The organism is Mycobacterium sp. D16Q16, assembly GCF_002013745.1.
Taxonomy (GTDB): Bacteria; Actinomycetota; Actinomycetes; order Mycobacteriales; family Mycobacteriaceae; genus Mycobacterium.
The window spans coordinates 1-16781 of record NZ_MAEY01000007.1 but is presented as its reverse complement, the minus strand read 5'-3'; the positions used below and the strand labels follow the sequence as shown (position 1 = coordinate 16781).

The 16781-nt window shown below is 64.5% G+C and carries 17 protein-coding genes and 1 pseudogene; 7 read left to right on the top strand and 11 right to left on the bottom strand.

Annotated features, from left to right (window positions below):
• The first annotated feature begins 151 nt into the window (after positions 1-151).
• Positions 152-880 carry a GtrA family protein gene (locus B4394_RS09490; protein WP_078314913.1) on the top strand — a complete coding sequence of 243 codons (729 nt, stop codon included), beginning with the start codon at positions 152-154 and terminating at the stop codon, positions 878-880.
• On the opposite strand, the gene B4394_RS09485 is transcribed toward B4394_RS09490, so the two are convergent.
• The 5 genes and pseudogenes from B4394_RS09485 to B4394_RS09465 form a co-directional block, all read right to left on the bottom strand.
• Positions 796-1353 (bottom strand): PH domain-containing protein, encoded by a 558-nt coding sequence (locus B4394_RS09485; RefSeq protein WP_078296681.1) that lies wholly within the window; start codon positions 1351-1353, stop codon positions 796-798. The genes B4394_RS09490 and B4394_RS09485 overlap by 85 nt on opposite strands.
• Before the next feature lie 11 nt (positions 1354-1364).
• Positions 1365-2159: a biotin--[acetyl-CoA-carboxylase] ligase gene (locus B4394_RS09480; RefSeq protein WP_078308693.1), complete on the bottom strand. Its 795-nt coding sequence runs from the start codon at positions 2157-2159 to the stop codon at positions 1365-1367.
• Positions 2160-2177: 18 nt separating this feature from the next.
• Complete coding sequence (locus B4394_RS09475) at positions 2178-3320, bottom strand: 3-ketosteroid-9-alpha-monooxygenase, oxygenase component (RefSeq protein ID WP_078314864.1); 1143 nt, start codon at positions 3318-3320, stop codon at positions 2178-2180.
• 39 nt (positions 3321-3359) lie between these two features.
• Entirely contained in the window at positions 3360-5042 is a 1683-nt protein-coding gene (gene casI / locus B4394_RS09470) for a steroid-22-oyl-CoA synthetase (protein WP_078308691.1), read from the bottom strand.
• A pseudogene (locus tag B4394_RS09465) lies at positions 5042-5224 on the bottom strand (PucR family transcriptional regulator); the annotation flags it as partial. The gene casI and the pseudogene B4394_RS09465, both read right to left, overlap by 1 nt.
• Positions 5225-5349: 125 nt before the next feature.
• Between B4394_RS09465 and B4394_RS09460 the strand changes: the two are divergent.
• Genes B4394_RS09460 through B4394_RS09450 form a run of 3 tightly spaced genes read left to right on the top strand, consistent with a single transcriptional unit; the run spans position 5350 to position 8966 of the window.
• The gene (locus tag B4394_RS09460) at positions 5350-6960 is read left to right on the top strand and encodes an acyl-CoA carboxylase subunit beta (RefSeq protein ID WP_078308689.1); all 1611 of its coding nucleotides are present in this window, start codon (positions 5350-5352) and stop codon (positions 6958-6960) included.
• Positions 6961-6980: 20 nt separating this feature from the next.
• Complete coding sequence (locus tag B4394_RS09455; protein ID WP_078308993.1) at positions 6981-7250, top strand: acyl-CoA carboxylase epsilon subunit; 270 nt, start codon at positions 6981-6983, stop codon at positions 7248-7250.
• A gap of 18 nt (positions 7251-7268) precedes the next feature.
• Positions 7269-8966, top strand: coding sequence for a Maf family protein (locus tag B4394_RS09450; protein ID WP_078314862.1), 1698 nt, complete (start codon positions 7269-7271; stop codon positions 8964-8966).
• Here the strand turns inward: B4394_RS09450 and B4394_RS09445 are convergent.
• Positions 8963-9619 (bottom strand): TetR/AcrR family transcriptional regulator, encoded by a 657-nt coding sequence (locus B4394_RS09445; protein ID WP_078314861.1) that lies wholly within the window; start codon positions 9617-9619, stop codon positions 8963-8965. The genes B4394_RS09450 and B4394_RS09445 overlap by 4 nt on opposite strands.
• 72 nt (positions 9620-9691) lie before the next feature.
• On the opposite strand from B4394_RS09445, the gene B4394_RS09440 reads away from it, so the two are divergent.
• On the top strand, positions 9692-10402 hold the full coding sequence (locus B4394_RS09440; RefSeq protein ID WP_078314860.1) for a dienelactone hydrolase family protein: 711 nt from the start codon (positions 9692-9694) through the stop codon (positions 10400-10402).
• Entirely contained in the window at positions 10399-11145 is a 747-nt protein-coding gene (locus B4394_RS09435) for a class I SAM-dependent methyltransferase (RefSeq protein WP_078314859.1), read from the top strand. Before B4394_RS09440 ends, B4394_RS09435 begins: the two co-directional genes overlap by 4 nt.
• Here the strand turns inward: B4394_RS09435 and B4394_RS09430 are convergent.
• The 5 genes from B4394_RS09430 to B4394_RS09410 are packed head-to-tail and all read right to left on the bottom strand — an operon-like array spanning position 11142 to position 15604.
• The gene (locus tag B4394_RS09430) at positions 11142-12530 is read right to left on the bottom strand and encodes a GntP family permease (protein WP_078314858.1); all 1389 of its coding nucleotides are present in this window, start codon (positions 12528-12530) and stop codon (positions 11142-11144) included. The genes B4394_RS09435 and B4394_RS09430 overlap by 4 nt on opposite strands.
• Positions 12527-13039, bottom strand: coding sequence for a gluconokinase (locus B4394_RS09425; protein WP_078314857.1), 513 nt, complete (start codon positions 13037-13039; stop codon positions 12527-12529). The genes B4394_RS09430 and B4394_RS09425 overlap by 4 nt, the downstream gene beginning before the upstream one ends.
• Positions 13039-14301: an acyl-CoA dehydrogenase family protein gene (locus B4394_RS09420; RefSeq protein WP_078314856.1), complete on the bottom strand. Its 1263-nt coding sequence runs from the start codon at positions 14299-14301 to the stop codon at positions 13039-13041. Before B4394_RS09420 ends, B4394_RS09425 begins: the two co-directional genes overlap by 1 nt.
• 17 nt (positions 14302-14318) lie before the next feature.
• Positions 14319-15320 (bottom strand): phosphotransferase family protein, encoded by a 1002-nt coding sequence (locus tag B4394_RS09415; protein WP_078314855.1) that lies wholly within the window; start codon positions 15318-15320, stop codon positions 14319-14321.
• A gap of 29 nt (positions 15321-15349) precedes the next feature.
• Positions 15350-15604, bottom strand: a complete 255-nt coding sequence (locus tag B4394_RS09410; RefSeq protein WP_078308992.1) for a hypothetical protein — start codon at positions 15602-15604, stop codon at positions 15350-15352.
• A 71-nt stretch (positions 15605-15675) separates the two neighbouring features.
• Between B4394_RS09410 and B4394_RS09405 the strand changes: the two genes are divergently transcribed.
• Positions 15676-16674 carry an LLM class flavin-dependent oxidoreductase gene (locus B4394_RS09405; RefSeq protein WP_078314854.1) on the top strand — a complete coding sequence of 333 codons (999 nt, stop codon included), beginning with the start codon at positions 15676-15678 and terminating at the stop codon, positions 16672-16674.
• The last annotated feature ends 107 nt before the right edge of the window (positions 16675-16781 follow it).

Here is a 16781-nt window from a genome sequence, read left to right as displayed (position 1 = left end):
ATGTTGTCATGCTGGCCACGCGGCCCGGCCGGAACGGTCCGCCCCAGCCATCGTCAGCAGCTGAAATACCGCGATCACATACACACCCGTAGCCAATGAGGTCGGCGGACCGCTTCGCGCTGCCATGCCATTTTCCGTACACTCGCCATTTGTGTCTTTCGCCGATGCCACCATCGCCCGGCTGCCCCGGTTTATCCGGCCTGTGGCCGAGCAGCACCACGAGCTGATCAAGTTCGCGATCGTCGGTGGGACCACGTTCATCATCGACTCGGGCATCTTCTATGCGCTCAAGCTGACGATCCTGGAGCCCAAGCCCCTCACCGCGAAGATCATCTCCGGCATCATCGCCGTCATCGCCTCCTACATCCTCAACAGGGAGTGGAGCTTCCGGGACCGCGGAGGCCGCGAGCGGCACCACGAAGCGCTGCTGTTCTTCGCGGTCAGCGGCATCGGCGTGCTCATCGCCATGGTCCCGCTGTGGGTGTCGAGTTACATCCTCGAGCTGCGCGTGCCGAATGTGAGCCTGACGGTGGAGAACATCGCCGACTTCATCAGCGCCTACCTCATCGGCAATCTGTTGCAGATGGCGTTCCGGTTCTGGGCCTTCCGCCGGTGGGTGTTTCCCGACGAGTTCGGGCGCCACGACCAGGCCCCCGTCACCCTTGTGACCGGCGAGACCGAGCAGGATGACGCGTCAGAAAGCAGCAACTCCGTGCACCCGCATACGGGGCTGCCGAACAGCACCACCGTGCATCACGGCACCGAGGTCGGCCGTGGCCTGTACGGCTCAGCGCATCACGTGGCGGGAGGCCGCTCCCGGCCCCGCCCAGTGGAGCGACTGTCGCCCTCTTCAGAACCAAGGGTGTCGAAGACCTCGTGATACAGCAGCGAGTGGACGTATTCCACGCGCGGTATCTCATGAAATTCCAGCGGATCCTGTGACGCCGATTCGATGATCAGCGTGCCGGTGCGCAAAATTCTGTCCACCAGGCCATGACGGAACTCCACGCTGTTGATCCGTGCCAACGGGATGTCGATTCCCGAACGGCTCAACAATCCGTGACGGAACATCACGCGCCGATCGGTGATGACGAAATGCGTGGTCAGCCAGTTCAGGAATGGCCACACGCTCAGCCAGCCGACCAGCACCAGCCAGACGACACCGATCGCGATCATCACCACGTTCTTCGCGGTGGCCTGCCAGTCGGTGTTATCGACCATCGCGGCGACAAAGGCCGCCGCGCCGGTGGACAGAATCAGCACCAGCGCCGGGCCAATCAGTCGCTTCCAGTGCGGATGATGGTGCAACACCACCTGCTCGTCGTCGGCGAGGACGTTCTCCGGATACCCCACGTGCGGCGACTTTACTGCTCGCCGTGCGGGCGCAGATGCGTTATGTCGCCCGCCGTGACCGCGGTGACGGTGCCATCGGCACTCTCGATACGGAGCTGTCCGTCGTTGCCGAGCCCGACGGCGACGCCGATCAGTTCACGCTCGCCCGGCAGCTCGGCACGCACCTTCGCCCCCAGGGTGACGCTGCGTGCGCGGTAGTCCGCCAACAGCTGATCGTCCACACCCCGCCCGGTGCGCCAATGCTCGACGCGGTCACCGAGCTCACGCAGCACCGCACGCGCCAGCTCATTGCGATCGGGATTGGCCCAGCCAAGGATCGCCAGCGAGGTGGCATTGGGGTCCGGCAGCTCGCGCTCGGTGAAGGTGGCGTTGAGACCGAGACCGAGCACGATGGCCGACTGGGGCGTGGCAACCTCCGCCAGGATCCCGCACAGCTTGCGTCCTTCGACGAGCACATCGTTGGGCCATTTGAGCCCGGCCTGGATTCCGGTGACCTCCGCGACCGCGTCGACGATCGCCACACCGGCCAGCAGCGGCACCAAACCCCACCGGTCCGGCGGCACCTCACCCACACCGATACCCACCGACATGGACAGCTGCGTGTGCGCGGGGGCGCCCCAGTTACGTCCGTGGCGCCCGCGGCCGGCGGTCTGGTGTTCGGCGAGCAACACGACGCCGTCAATGTCCTCCCCCGCCGCGGCACGCGCGACCAGATCGGCATTGGTGGATCCGGTTTCGTCGACGACGTCGATACGGCGCCACTGTCCGCCGGGGCTGTCGGTGAGGGTGAGTTTGTCCGCGGTCACCTGCCCAGCCTAGGGCGATCAGTGAGATGTGGCGACGGCCCGCTCGGCGAGATTCTCTTCGACCTCGTGCACCCACACCTCGTGGGCATGCGTGGTGTCCACTTCGATCTCAAAGCGTTCCGTCATGTCCGGGGTGATATCAGCCAGATTCACGTAGAACTGCTCGTACCAGCGACGGTGCTGATACACCGCGCCGTCCTCCTGGGTCAGCAGCGGATTGTCTATGCGCGTCTTGTTCTTCCAGATCTCGACGTCCTCCAGGAACCCGTCGCCGAAGGACTTGGCCATCGCGGCGGCGAGCTTACGCGCATTCTCCGCGGGCAAATCGGGCATCTCCTGGATGGCTACGCCCCACTGCAAGACGAAGGAATTGTGCGTTACCGGGTAGTGGCAGTTGATGAGCGCCACCTCGACGGTGAATCCGGGGCCAAGGTCGTTGTGGATCCAGTCGATCATGTATGCCGGGCCGAAGTATGTGGCCTCCGACCGTACACCCGTTCCTTCCCAAAGCTTTTCGGGGTTAGGAACATAGTCTGGCCGTGGCTTGGACTCCATGAACTGACTGGCGGTCTGCCCCTCGATGACGTTCTTGAAGTACGTCGGATAGGCGTGGTGAATGTAGAAGAAGTGCGCCATGTCGACATTGTTGTCAACGATCTCACGGCAGTGCGATCCCTCGATGAGGATCGAATTCCATTGCCATGGAGACCATTTTCCCTCTTGGTAACCTTCGATCGCCGGCGGGGCGAGCTCGACAGGCGGTGCGGATCCCTCCGGGTCATGCCATACGAGGAGTTGGCCGTTCACCTCGAGAGTGGGCCAGCTACGCGTGCGCGCGAGCTTCGGGGTGCGCTTGGCATAGGGCACCAGCGTGCACTTTCCATCACCGCCCCAACGCCAATCATGGAATGGACACGCGATGCTGTCGTCCTTGACGCTGCCCTGCGACAGATCGCCACCCATGTGACGGCAATATCCATCCAGCACTTTGATATCGCCGCGGGAATCGGCGAACACCACCAGCTTGGTGCCGAATGCCTCGACGCCGTGCGGCTCACCATCATGGAACGACTCAGCCAATCCCAGGCAATGCCATCCCCGGGCAAAGCGAGTCATCACTGTGCCACTATCGATTTCGCGAATCGCGCCGTCAGTCTGCATGCGGGCTGTCCTTTCGCTGACTTACTTTCATACTGCGCTCTACAGCAGCCGTTGTCGCCCATATGCGGTGAATTGAGCATCGAGTGCGGTTTTGTCCAGCGGTCCCATCCGCCGGAACACCGGGGCGTCCCTTCCCTCCCAACGGAACACGGGCTCGTCGGTATGCCAGCGCTGCTCCTGCAGCTCGCGTTTGAGAACCTTGTTGGACCCGGTCACCGGCAGGTTGGCCGACACCCGCAGAAAACGTGGAATTCCCTTGCTGCCCAGATCCTCCTGTAGTGACAGGTACTCGACGAAACCGTCCACATCGAACGCATCCGGGTCGGCCACCTCGATGGATGCCATCACCTGATCGCCGGAGCGCGGGTCGGGCACCGCATACACCCCTGCCGCGATCACGGCGGGGTGGCGCCGCAGCACCCGTTCGATGGTCAGCGCCGAGGTGTTCTCCCCGTCGACCCGGATCCAGTCGCCACGCCGACCCGCGAAATAGATGAATCCGGCCGCGTCGAGATAGCCGAGATCACCAGTCCAGTACCACCCGTTGCGGATGCGGTCGGCGTCGGCATCGTCATTCTTGTAGTAGCCCTCAAAGCCGCGTCTGCCCTGTTTGTCGACGATCTCCCCCACCGCATCGTCGACGTTGAGCACACGCCCGTGCTCATCGATAATGGCTGCGACACAATCGTTGAGCGTTCCCGGGTCGACGATCGACACACCTTCGTGGGCCGGACGCCCCAGCGCGCCAGTCGGCGCATCGGGATCCAGTGCGACCGCTCCCCCGCCCTCGCTGGACCCATAGCCCTCGAACAGTTCCGCGCCGAACCGTCGCCGGAACACCGCCTGATCCTCCGGCGACGCCTCAGTGCCGAATCCTCGCATCAGCTGGTTATCGGCGTCGTCGGACTGCTCCGGGGTGGCCAACAGGTATCCGAGTGCCTTGCCGACGTAGGTGAAAAACGTCGCACCGAAGTAGCGCACATCGGGCAGGAAACGCGACGCCGAGAATGTCGGTGTCACACAGATCGTGGCACCGTTGGCCAGTGCGGGAGCCCACAACGCCATCAACGCATTCCCGTGGAACAGCGGCATACAGCAGTAGTCGACATCGCGGCGGCTATGCCCGAATTTCTCGGTGGCCAGGTAGGCAATCTGTGCAAGCCGTCCCTGGCTGCATTTCACCGCCTTGGAGGCGCCGGTCGTGCCGGAAGTAAAGAGCAGCAGGAGTAGCGAATCGGCATCCACCCCCTCGGAGGCCGCTGCCACGGTGCGATTCTCGTCGATCAGCGCAAGGTATCCGGAACTGTCGATCACCAGGAACCGGTCCGCCGTGACACCGAGGTCCAGTCCCCGCAGCCGGTCGAGGTGCTGGGTATCGGTGACGATCAGCTGGCAGTCGGTGTGACGGATCTCGGCTGCCATGTCCGCCGGCCCACGGGTGGGGTTAATGCCCACGATGGTGGCCCCGGTCAGGGCGGCGGCGCCGAGCCAGAAGACGAAATCCGGGACGTTCTCCAACAGGACCCCGATATGAAAAGGCCCGCCGGCCCTCAGCTTCCGCGCGAGTGCGCCCCGAGCGGCGGACTCACCGACCACGTCATTCCACGTCCAGTCGCGATCGCGGGTACGCAGCCCCGGATGACTGTCGCCCACACGGTCGAGGAGCATGGACGCGATATCGGCCCGGGGCGCGCTCGTGCCGGGGGTGGACGTAGCGGTCATATCGCCGATGTTGCACCCATCGCACCCGCGCATTCCAGCCACACCACGGTCTCGCCATCGGACCAGCGGACACCGACCGGCGATCCGGCCAGTTCCCCCGCCGAACGCACCGCTGCCTCGGTGTCTGCGACGTCGAGCTGGCCGAAATGGGACACGATCGTGAACACCAGGTCGGCATCCAACGCAGGCTGTTCGTACGTCTCCTTCTATCTACCGCTATCGGTGAACATCTATTCGAGAAAATTTCTGAGAACTCTCTAAGGCCCATGCGTGTTCTGCCGGGTGGGGCGCGATAACATCGGGACCCATGACGACCACCGAGCCGGATATCCACACCACCGCGGGCAAGCTCGCCGATCTGCGTCGGCGCAGCGAGGAGACACTGCACCCGGTCGGTGAAGCCGCCGTCGACAAGATCCACGCCAAGGGCAAGCTGACCGCCCGTGAGCGCATCTACGCGCTGCTCGACGAGGGCTCGTTCGTGGAATTGGACGCGTTGGCCAAGCACCGCAGCTCAAACTTCGGCCTGGGCGACAAGCGCCCGCTCGGAGACGGCGTGGTGACCGGTTTCGGCACCATCGACGGCCGCGACGTGTGCATCTTCAGCCAGGACGTCTCGGTGTTCGGCGGCAGCCTCGGCGAGGTGTACGGCGAGAAGATCGTCAAGGTGCAGCAGCTGGCCCTCAAGACCGGCCGCCCGCTCATCGGCATCAACGAGGGCGCCGGCGCCCGCATCCAGGAGGGTGTGGTCTCCCTCGGCCTGTACAGCCAGATCTTCCACAACAACATCATCGCGTCGGGCGTCATCCCGCAGATCTCGCTCATCATGGGCCCGGCCGCCGGTGGCCACGTCTACTCGCCCGCGCTGACCGACTTCATCGTCATGGTGGACCAGACCAGCCAGATGTTCATCACCGGCCCGGACGTCATCAAGACCGTCACCGGCGAGGACGTCACCATGGAGGAGCTCGGTGGCGCGCACACCCACGAGGCGAAATCCGGCACCACGCACTATGTCGCCTCCGGCGAGCAGGACGCCTTCGACTACGTGCGCGACATCCTGAGCTACCTGCCGTCGAACAACGCCTCGGAGCCGCCGCGCCATCCGGGTCCGGAGCCCACCGACGGCGCCATCGAGGATCACCTCACCGATGAGGACATCGAGCTCGACACGCTGATCCCGGACTCCCCGAACCAGCCGTACGACATGCACGAGGTCATCACCCGCATTCTCGACGATGACGAGTTCCTCGAGGTGCAGGCCGGATACGCACAGAACATCATCGTCGGATTCGGCCGCGTGGACGGCCGCAGCGTCGGCATCGTCGCCAACCAACCCACCCAGTTCGCGGGCTGCCTGGACATCAACGCCTCCGAGAAGGCCGCGCGGTTCATCCGCACCTGCGACTGCTTCGGTGTCCCGATCATCACCCTGGTGGATGTGCCCGGCTTCTTGCCCGGCACAGAGCAGGAGTTCAACGGCATCATCCGGCGCGGCGCCAAGCTGCTGTACGCGTACGGCGAGGCCACCGTTCCGAAGATCACCGTCATCACCCGGAAGGCCTACGGCGGCGCATACTGCGTCATGGGCTCGAAGGACATGGGCGCCGACGTCAACGTCGCCTGGCCCACCGCCCAGATCGCGGTCATGGGCGCCTCCGGCGCGGTCGGGTTCGTGTACCGCTCGCAGCTGGCCGAGGCATCCAAGAACGGCGACGACGTGGACGCCCTGCGCCTTCAGCTGCAGGCCGAGTACGAGGACACCCTGGTGAACCCGTACATGGCTGCCGAGCGCGGATACGTCGACGCGGTCATCCCGCCGTCGCACACCCGCGGCTACATCGCCACCTCGCTGCGCTTGCTCGATCGCAAGATCGTGCGGCTCCCACCGAAGAAGCACGGAAACATTCCGCTGTGACGAATGAAGAAGGTGCGTCCGTGACCGACGAGACCGTAACCGCCGAAAGCGATTCCGGGAAGGTGAAGGCTGCCGACGTGCAGGTTCTCAGCGGCAACCCGACCGACGCGGAGATCGCGGCTCTGGTCGCGGCGCTGAGCGCTTTGGCCTCGAAGGCCGAGACCGAGAGCCTCAAGCCCCGAAACCTCTGGGCCGAGCCGATTGACATGCTGCGCTACAGCCCGCACAGCTGGCAGCGAGTCACGTTGTTCGAGCGCGCGAAGCTGGCGCGTCCACAGGGCACGTTCTAGGCAGCCGTCACAGGCCCCGTGACCGCATTTGTACTCGCGTCCGCGTCCCCCGCGCGCGAACGGATCCTGGAGCAGGCCGGTCTCAACCCGGTCGTCATCGTGTCGCACGTCGACGAACATCTCGTCATGGCGACGCAGCCTTCGGGTACCACGCCAACGCGCGCCGTAGAGGTTCTGGCCTGCGCCAAAGCTTTTGACGTCGCGACGACATTGGCCGGGGCGGTGGCCGCCGATGCGGTGGTGCTGGGCTGTGACTCGATGCTCTTCCTCGACGGCACGTTGCAGGGCAAGCCGGGCACCATCGAGGAAGCTCGCCGCCGCTGGGGACTGATGGCCGGACGCTCCGCCGAGCTGCTGACCGGACACTGCCTGGTGCGGGTCATCGACGGTAAACCCGTCGCACGTGTCAGTGAAACGCGATCGACCACAGTGCGTTTCGGCACGCCATCGGCAGAAGATCTCGAGGCCTACCTGGCCACCGGCGAGCCGCTTCAGGTAGCGGGCGCATTCACACTCGACGGCTTGGGCAGCTGGTTCGTCGAAGGCATCGACGGCGATCCATCGAATGTGATCGGCGTCAGCGTTCCGCTGCTGGGGCGGCTGCTGGACAAGCTTGGCGTACCCGCCTCGTCATTGTGGGTCGGTCACGTTAAGCACGTGCCACCAAAGCCCTTTCACCCGGACACGCCCACGGTTGCCCCACTGCCGCCTCGCATGGTGCCGCTCGTCGACTCGCTCGCGATGATCGGGCCAACCCAACAGCAGGAATTCAAGGACGTCCACGGCAACCCGATTCCCCACATGCCGTCGGTGAACACCAGCTTCCAAACCGCTTGCAGCGATGATTCGTTCGACCTCGGTGTGCACACCAACCGCGGCGCCTGCCTATGGACCGGCGACTATCTGAACACCGGCGACGGCATCCAGCTGATAGCCGTAGACCCCGCCAGGCCCTCGGTCGCACTGGGCGGGCGCTCAAAACCCCTTGTGCTGCCCTCGAATGCACAGGACGGCGCCCGGCTGCTGCCCACCGGATCGGCGGAGTTGGCGCACCGCTCGCTCTTGTTCGCCTCGTGCATTCCGTCGCCGGGATGCAGCACCTTCGTGTCGGCCGACACCACCGTGTACGACGTGAGCGAGTCGGGTAAGTCGTCATACCGGCCGATGGGAGTCATGGTCGGCATCTCGCAACCGAGCGGGGTCTCGGTACCCGGTCGCCGCATGCTGGTGGCGGGCAATGTCGGAACCGGGCCCTGGGCGCCACGATTCGCCTGGCTCACGCCGCCCATCGACGATCCGGCGTTCCTGGACTCGTCCGCCTGGGAGAAGATCGGTCAGATCACCGGTGGCGGGGATCGCGAAAATCAGCTGTTCGCCCTGCCCGCAGGCGGTTTCGGACTGCTGGATTCCAATGGCTCCGGCGACGCACACATCGGGCTCAAGCTGTTCCGGACCCCGCAGGAGCTGGTCAGCGAGCCCATGACGGTGCTGATCCGCAACGATCCGTCCGATCCGCGGCCGGATGACCCGTTCATCTCCCGGGATCCGCACAAGCTGCTGCAGCCGTACGGACCCCAGGTCGTTAGTGTCACCATGAACGCCGACGGCACCCAGACGCTGTATTTCCTGGTGAGCCAATGGGTTACCGATCCGACGCGGGCTTACCGAACCATCCTGTATTCCATCGTCCTGACACCCCAGTACCTCAGCATCTAGCCCTCGCCGAACAGCTCTGGACGCTCGGCGGCCTGGCGCCAGTCCTGCGGCGTGCCCAACAGCGCGAACGCACTGCGCAACATCGCGGCGCGCACCGCACGCCTGCCATCACCGGGCGTGGATAGATATCGATAGCAACCCGCCTGCATGCTGGCGAGCAGCACACCCAAGGTCTCCGCAGTGGGCGCGGGCCTGCCGCTCGCGATCAGCGCCTGCTGTATGACTTCGATGAGCCGGCTCTCGTAGGTGGCCCGTAGCAGGCGAGCGGGCGACGAAGGATCGTGTTGTTCGATATGGAAAACAAGCCATGAATCACGGCCGCGTTCGGCCGTATCGAGATACACGTCCAGGCCCGCGCTGAGCTGTTCCATCAGGGCGCCTCCGGCATTCACCACCGGCGCCCACTGCGCCAGCATCTGCTGCTGACTCTCCGTCACCAACGCCGTAATCACCTCTGCCACACCGTCGAAGAACGTATAGAAGGTGGGTTTCGATAGCTCGGCACGCTCGGCGATCCGCGCGACCGTGGTGCCCCGGTAGCCGTGCTCGGCATAGACCGCACCAGCGGCGACCAGGATACGAGCGCGCGTCGCCGCACGCTGCTCGTCGGTCTGGGGCGGGCGCCCCCTGGACCTCCGGGGATTGACAGACATCGCGCCGCAGCCTACCTTTTCATTTAATTTGACGTCAGCGTTAAACAATTATGTCACGGAGGCCCGCCCGGCATGACCGACATCCACATTCCGACCCCGAATGGCGAGATCAGCGCCATCCTGGAGACACCTGACGGCGACGGACCCTGGCCGTCGATCATCGTGGTCCACGACATCAACGGCTCGACTCCCGACCTGCGCCGCATCACCAAGAATGTCGCCTCGAACGGCTACGTGGCGCTGGCACCCGATCTGTACTCACGTGGCCGGATCCGCTGCATCACCAGGGTCTTGACCAATCTCGCCACTCGTCGCGGGCGGGCCGTCGAGGAGGTGCTGGCCGCCCGTGACTACGCTCAAACATTGCCTTACACCACCACTTCAGTGGGGGTGGCCGGCTTCTGTATGGGCGGCGGATTCGCGATGATCACCGCGACCAAGGGATTCGACGCCGCCGCACCCTTCTACGGTGCGATGCCCGGCCCCTATGGAGACCACTTCGAGGGATCGTGCCCCATCGTCGCGAGCCTGGGCACGCGAGACCCATTCGTGGTCCGGGGTGAGCCCCGGTTGCGCAAGGCGCTGGACGCCCACGGCATCGAGCACGACATCAAGAAATACGACGCGGGCCACAGCTTCGCCAACCAACTGCCCATGCAACCGCTGATGCGGATCGCCGGATTCGGGTACTCCCCCGAAGCCGAAGCAGATGCCTGGCAACGGGTCTACGCCTTCTTTGCTCAACACCTTCGCGATGACGACCGGCTGCAGGAGGCCCGATGACGACGACACTCGACCGAATTCGCGAGCTGATCCGGCCCGACGCGCTCGACGGTGGCGCACACTCATCGGCCGGATACCTGGATCTGCTCCCGCCGCCTTCGGACCAGCCCCAGCGTGGCGCACAGCGCGCCATGAACAATCCCGTCGTCGCCGCGGTCTACGAAGGGCCCTGGCGCTGGGGGCAGACGGTGCTCTACACCGGCATCACTCCGGCCGCCGAACGACGCCGCGCGGCAGAGTCTCTGCGACTCAACGGGGCCCACCAACTACTCGATGTCGCCTGCGGGCCCGGGAACTTCACCAGGTATCTGGGACAGCACCTGGACTCCGACGCACTGGCGGTCGGGCTGGACTTCTCCGAGCCCATGCTGCGGCGCGCGATCCGGACAAATACCGCCGACGGTGTCGGCTACCTGCGTGCGGACGCGCGCACTCTGCCGTTCGATGACGCAAGCTTTGATGCGGTGTGCTGTTTTGCCGCAATGTATTTGGTGCCCGAACCGTTCAAGGTTCTCGACGAGATGGTTCGCGTGTTGACTCCGGGCGGGCGCATCGCGGTAATGACCAGCTGCACACGCGGCCCCGCGCTACTCCGGTCGGCATCCGTGAAACTGGCGGCCCTCGGCGGCCTGCACGGATTCGACCGGTCCGACATCACGTCGGCACTGCGGCACGCGGGATTTCAGGACATCGAACAGGAAGTCCGGGGCTTATCGCAATTCGTGAGTGCGACAAAGAGTTAGACGAAGGCGCTCAGCAGCAGCACCATCGCGAATCCGACGACCGAAATCACCGTTTCCATCACCGACCACGATTTCAGAGTCTGCCCCACCGTCATCCCGAAATACTCTTTCACCAACCAGAATCCGGCGTCGTTCACGTGGGAGAAGAACAGCGATCCCGCACCTATCGCAAGCACCAACAGCGCCACGTGTGCGGTAGACATGTCCGCCGCAAGCGGAGAGACAATGCCGGCGGCGGTGATGGTCGCTACCGTGGCGGACCCGGTCGCCAACCGAATGAGCACTGCGATAAGCCATCCCAGCACGAGGGCGGGAATCTGCCATTTCTCTGACCAGGTGCTCACGGCATCCCCGACGCCCACATCGATCAGGGTCTGCTTGAACCCACCTCCGGCACCGACGATGAAGACGATTCCCGCAATGGGGCCGAGTGACTTCTCGATGACTCCCGAGACACTCATGCGGTCGAGCCCCGAAGCCCTTCCCAAGGTCACCATGGCCACCAGGGTTGCCGCCAACAGCGCCACCAGTGGCGTGCCGACGGTATCGAAAATCCTCTGCACCAACGATTTCGGATTATCGATCACCACATCGGAGAGTGCCTTCGCCAACATCAGCGTCACCGGAAGCAAGATGGTAACCACCACCGCGAGGACACTCGGGGCGGGCCCCTTGCGTTCGACCTCGGGCGCCGTCGCGGTGGGAATGGCCAGGGGCCCCACCCAGCGTTCCGCGACCCGCGCATAGAGAGGCCCCGCGACAATCAGGGTGGGCACCGCCGCCACGAGACCAAACGCCAGGGTGACACCCAAATCCGCCTTCAGCGCGTCCACCGCTACCAACGGACCCGGATGTGGCGGGACCAGTCCGTGCAATACAGACAGGCCCGCCAGCGCGGGAATGCCCACACGTAGCAGCGGCACATTTCCCCGGCGTGCCACCAAGAGCACGATCGGAATCAGCAGCACCACACCCACTTCGAAGAACAGAGGCAGCCCCAGCACTGCGGCGATCAGCGCCACCGCCCACGGCAGCATGCGCGGACTGGACCTAGCGAGCACGGCATCGGCGACGATATTGGCACCGCCGGAATCGGCGAGCAGGCGACCCAGCATCGCCCCCAATCCGATGAGTAGTCCCACACCGGCGATGGTCGAGCCGAACCCTGTGACAAAGGATCCCAGCAGTTTGTCGAACGGAACACTCGCGACGGCGGCGAGAGTCCCTGACCCCAGCAGCAGCGCCAGGAACGGATGCAGCTTAAGCCGGGTGATCAGCAGGATGATCACGCCGATGCTCAGCACCACCGCGGTAAGCAGCCGAACGTCGCTCGTGGTGTGCGGGATCTTTGCCGGCTCGGCCAGCAGAAGCAGGTTCGCGCTCATGCGCCGAGCTGCCTCAGTGCTCCCGCTACCAGTTCCTCCGGCCCGATGCCCACATTCAGCTCGACACCCTTCTCGTCGGGTTGTAATGGTTCGAGAATCTCGAACTGCGAGTCCAACAACGATGTCGGCATGAAATGTCCTGCGCGATGCGCCATTCGGTCACCGATGAGCGCCCTGTCGCCGGACAGGTGCACGAAAAACGCATCCGGGTATCCCGCACGGAGAACGTCGCGGTAACGGCGTTTGAGCGCAGAGCAGGTCACCACGCCGCCGGACCCCTCCCGCCCGCGCTCGGACATCCATTCGGCGATCCGCTGCAGCCACGGCCATCGATCGGAGTCGTCCAGCGGAATGCCCGCCGACATCTTGGCGATGTTGGCTTCCGGATGGAAGTCATCCCCCTCCGCACAGGGCGCGCCCAGGCGCTGCGCCAAAGCCTGCGCCACGGTCGACTTGCCGACCCCTGCCACACCCATGACCACCACGACGGGCGGAGACGTTTCGGCCACTAGACCCCCTTGGGCGCCTTCTGATTCATGAAGCCGAACATATACCCCGCCACCCGGCGCATCTGAATCTCCTCGGCGCCCTCGGTGATCCGGTAGCGCCGGTGATGGCGGTAGATGTGTTCAAACGGCATATGCCGCGAGTACCCCATCCCGCCATGGACCTGCATGGCGCGATCAGCGGCCTCACAGCACAACCGGTTTGCGACGTAGTTGCACATCGAGACCTGTTCCGAGACCGAGAACGGACCATAGGTATCCATGGACCACGCCGTCTTGTGGATCAACGCGCGCAGCATCTCGCACTGAGTCTGCAGCTCGACGAGCGGGAACTGGATCGCTTGGTTCGATGCCAATGGTTTACCAAAGGGTTTGCGTTCCTTGGCATATTCGACAGATCGGTCTATGCAGTACTGGGCCGCACCCAGACTGGAAGCGGCTTGCCGGATCCGGTTCTCGTTGAAGAAGTGCTGTACCACCCCCAGCCCGCGTCCCTCTCCGCCGAAGATCGCCGAGTCGGGAACCCGTACCTCCGTCAGCGAGACACGGGCGTGATCGGTGGGCATGTTGAAGGTCCAGAGATACTCCTCGACCTTGAAGCCGGGTGCGTCCGCGGGCACCAGGAATGCGGTGATGCCGCGTCCATCACCGGGATCACCCGAGGTGCGGGCGAATATCAGGTCGGCATCAGCGATGTGCACACCGGTATTCCAGGTCTTCTCGCCATTGATTACCCAGTCCGAACCATCTTTTGTGGCCCGGGTTTCCATATGGGTGGCATCGGAGCCGTGCTCCGGCTCGGTGATACCGAACGCGAAAAACTTGGTGCCGCTGGCCAGTCCCTCCACCCATTCGGCCTTCTGCTCCGCCGAACCGTACTCCAGCATGAGCAGCAGCCCGACATTGTTGCCCACGATGGCGTGCTCGTTCTGCAGGTCACAGTGCAGTCCAAGGCCGCGCCGAGCCAGATGCTCGCGAATGACCGCCATCCCCAGGTTGGAGCCGTCCCGCCCGCCGAACTCCGCGGGGAACGGGTACCGAAGGTGACCCGCCGTATCGGCACGCAGACGTGCCTCACCGAGCAGTGCTTCCCACTGTCCGTTGGGCAGACCGCCACGCTCCCAATCGGTTCGGGAGTCTTCCCGTCGGTGATCGAAGAACCGGATGTTGTCATCGGCCTGCTCGAGCGGCACGATCTCACGGTCAATGAACTCGTCGAGCTCGGCGAGATAGTCGACGAGCTCGGGCGGCAGTTCGAAATTCATCTGGTTCCTTCCGGTACCTATGGATTTATCGATGGCTTCGTCAACATCAACAAGTCCCACTCGATCTCAGGTATCCGGCGACCGCTGGCGGCCATCACAATATCCCGCACGCTCCCGTCCAGATACGACTTCGCTTGCGCGGCAAGACCCACACCCCACCACAAGGTGCCGAGGACCTTCCACCACTGGAATCGGTCGACGTGAAATGTTCCACCGGCGTTCTCGTATGCGCGCACGAACACGTCACGGCCCCCGAACCCGCCGAACTCGCGCTCGTCCTCACCGAACCGCCACATCCGCAGGGCCGTCCAGGCCACATCCCGCATCGGATCCCCGAAACGCGTGGCGCCCTCCCAATCCAGCACGGCACGCAATCCGTCCTCGCCGACGATGACATTGCCGTTGCGAATATCCGTGTGTACCAGGCACCGCTGCGCCGGAGGACCGGGCATGTGCTCGGTCAACCAGGACAGGGTGCGCTGGAACACCGGCCGATCCGAAAGCAGCGCCGCCACCCCCTCGCGCATCTGTTCCAGCATGACGACTGCCGGTTCGGCCTCCGGGTCACCGGGTAGATCGGGCGGGGCCATCGCCGGGTCGATCCCGTGCAGTCGTCCCATGGCCGCACCGAGCTGGTCCGCCACCAGATCGGCGATTCCCGTGGATTGGACCAGGCGAAGCACCTTGCGCGGTACCGTCTCCCCCGCGATGCGCTCGGAGATCATGAAGGGCGAACCGAGATACGAGGATTCGGAACAGACACCGCGAACCCGGGGCACCGGAACGCCGTGGCTGCGCGCCAACTCACGGACCCCAGCCTCACTGCTCACCGGAACCTGCTGCACGACCGCGGGCACAATCGTCGCGACCAGTTCGAGGGTTTCACCCCCGGAAGTGGCGTCCAGCAGCACATTTCGCCGCCGCGCACCAGCGGATACGCCGACCACACCCGACACTTCAAACTTCTTGCCGAACTCGTCGTGCAGGTAGCGAGTCAGCCCGTCGCTCAGATCCGTCATTGCCCGATGCTCTTCGCCGGGGGGCCTCATCACTGCCCCTCCCAGGCGTCGTACCCAGGTTTGACGACCGCGAGCTCACCGCGTACCGCCTCGACCAGATCGGCCCATGAAGGGTCCCCGGTAGGCGGCGCCGCAGGCAAGGTCAGTTCTCGCTGCAGAATCCTGGCGATGTTGGCACCGACACGGGCGCGATGCACCGAAGATGAGGGCAGCTCGGACTGGAGGTCGTCGAGCAGTTCGGCGAGAGCACCCGCCAGTTCCGCTGCGGTCGGAATGAAGGGCACCATCCGTTTGTACCTTCTATGGTGCGTCCCACGGGGGAATAGCGAAGAAACTCCGAGGGTTGCTCCAGTTCATGGCGAGACCTTTGTCGATTCTGGATCTGGCGCGGGTGGCGCCGAACGAGACCGTGGCGGAGAGCTTCGCCGCGAGCGTCGAGATCGCGCGGCACGCCGAAGCGCTGGGATTTCACCGCGTCTGGTACGCCGAACACCACAACATGCGGTCCATCGCCTCGTCGGCGACGAGTGTCCTGATCGGACATGTCGCCACCCAGACGTCAACCATCCGACTGGGCGCGGGCGGCATCATGCTGCCCAACCACTCGCCGTTGCAGATCGCCGAACAGTTCGGAACGCTCGAGACCCTGCACCCGGGACGCATCGACCTCGGCCTCGGCCGGGCCCCCGGGACGGACCAAGTGACTCTGCGCGCGTTACGGCACTCTCCCGCGGACGCCGAGCACTTCCCGCAGGACGTCATCGAGCTGCAGGCGTATCTGGGCGAGCAGAGTCGGGTCCAGGGCGTGACCGCAACGCCGGGACGCGGCACGCATGTGCCGCTCTACATCCTCGGCTCATCGCTGTTCGGCGCGAAGCTGGCGGCGGTATTAGGCCTGCCCTATGGTTTCGCTTCGCATTTCGCGCCGCCGGCACTGCAGGATGCGGTCGCGCTCTACCGGCGAGAGTTCCAGCCTTCCGAGCAGTTGCAGGAACCGTATGTCATCGCGGGGGTCAATGTGATTGCCGCGGACGACGAAGCCACCGCGCGGGAGCAGCATCGCGCGGCATTGATCGAACGCGCCAAGCTTTTCCTGCATCGCGGCGGCGGCCCCCGCCTCACCGACGACGAGGCCCTCGCCGCTCTCGAGTCCCCTGCTGGACAACAGATTCAGGCGATGACGAAGTACTTCGCCGTCGGGACACCTGACCATGTGGGCGCATACCTGGATGACTTTGCGCAGCTGGCCGACGCCGACGAGCTCATCGTGGTGCCCAATGCGCCCGACCGGAAACTGCAGCTGAGGTCGCTGGGAATCGTGGCCGAGGTCAGTGGGCTGACACCGCCCGATTGAATTCACTTCTGTCACAGCTGTTTCAGGGTGCGGCTACGTGTCGGTGGGTGTCGTTAGTATTCGAACATGAGTTCGATTATGGTGTTGGAGGCGGCGGTTGATGCCCT

What these genes read in the sequence shown, in the direction of transcription:
- B4394_RS09445 (WP_078314861.1), bottom strand. Translation starts at nt 9,619, where the DNA reads ATGTCTGTCAATCCCCGGAGGTCCAGGGGGCGCCCGCCCCAGACCGAC.
- B4394_RS09420 (WP_078314856.1), bottom strand. Translation starts at nt 14,301, where the DNA reads ATGAATTTCGAACTGCCGCCCGAGCTCGTCGACTATCTCGCCGAGCTC.
- B4394_RS09405 (WP_078314854.1), top strand. Translation starts at nt 15,676, where the DNA reads ATGGCGAGACCTTTGTCGATTCTGGATCTGGCGCGGGTGGCGCCGAAC.
- B4394_RS09475 (WP_078314864.1), bottom strand. Translation starts at nt 3,320, where the DNA reads ATGCAGACTGACGGCGCGATTCGCGAAATCGATAGTGGCACAGTGATG.
- B4394_RS09430 (WP_078314858.1), bottom strand. Translation starts at nt 12,530, where the DNA reads ATGAGCGCGAACCTGCTTCTGCTGGCCGAGCCGGCAAAGATCCCGCAC.
- casI (WP_078308691.1), bottom strand. Translation starts at nt 5,042, where the DNA reads ATGACCGCTACGTCCACCCCCGGCACGAGCGCGCCCCGGGCCGATATC.
- B4394_RS09460 (WP_078308689.1), top strand. Translation starts at nt 5,350, where the DNA reads ATGACGACCACCGAGCCGGATATCCACACCACCGCGGGCAAGCTCGCC.
- B4394_RS09435 (WP_078314859.1), top strand. Translation starts at nt 10,399, where the DNA reads ATGACGACGACACTCGACCGAATTCGCGAGCTGATCCGGCCCGACGCG.
- B4394_RS09440 (WP_078314860.1), top strand. Translation starts at nt 9,692, where the DNA reads ATGACCGACATCCACATTCCGACCCCGAATGGCGAGATCAGCGCCATC.
- B4394_RS09415 (WP_078314855.1), bottom strand. Translation starts at nt 15,320, where the DNA reads ATGACGGATCTGAGCGACGGGCTGACTCGCTACCTGCACGACGAGTTC.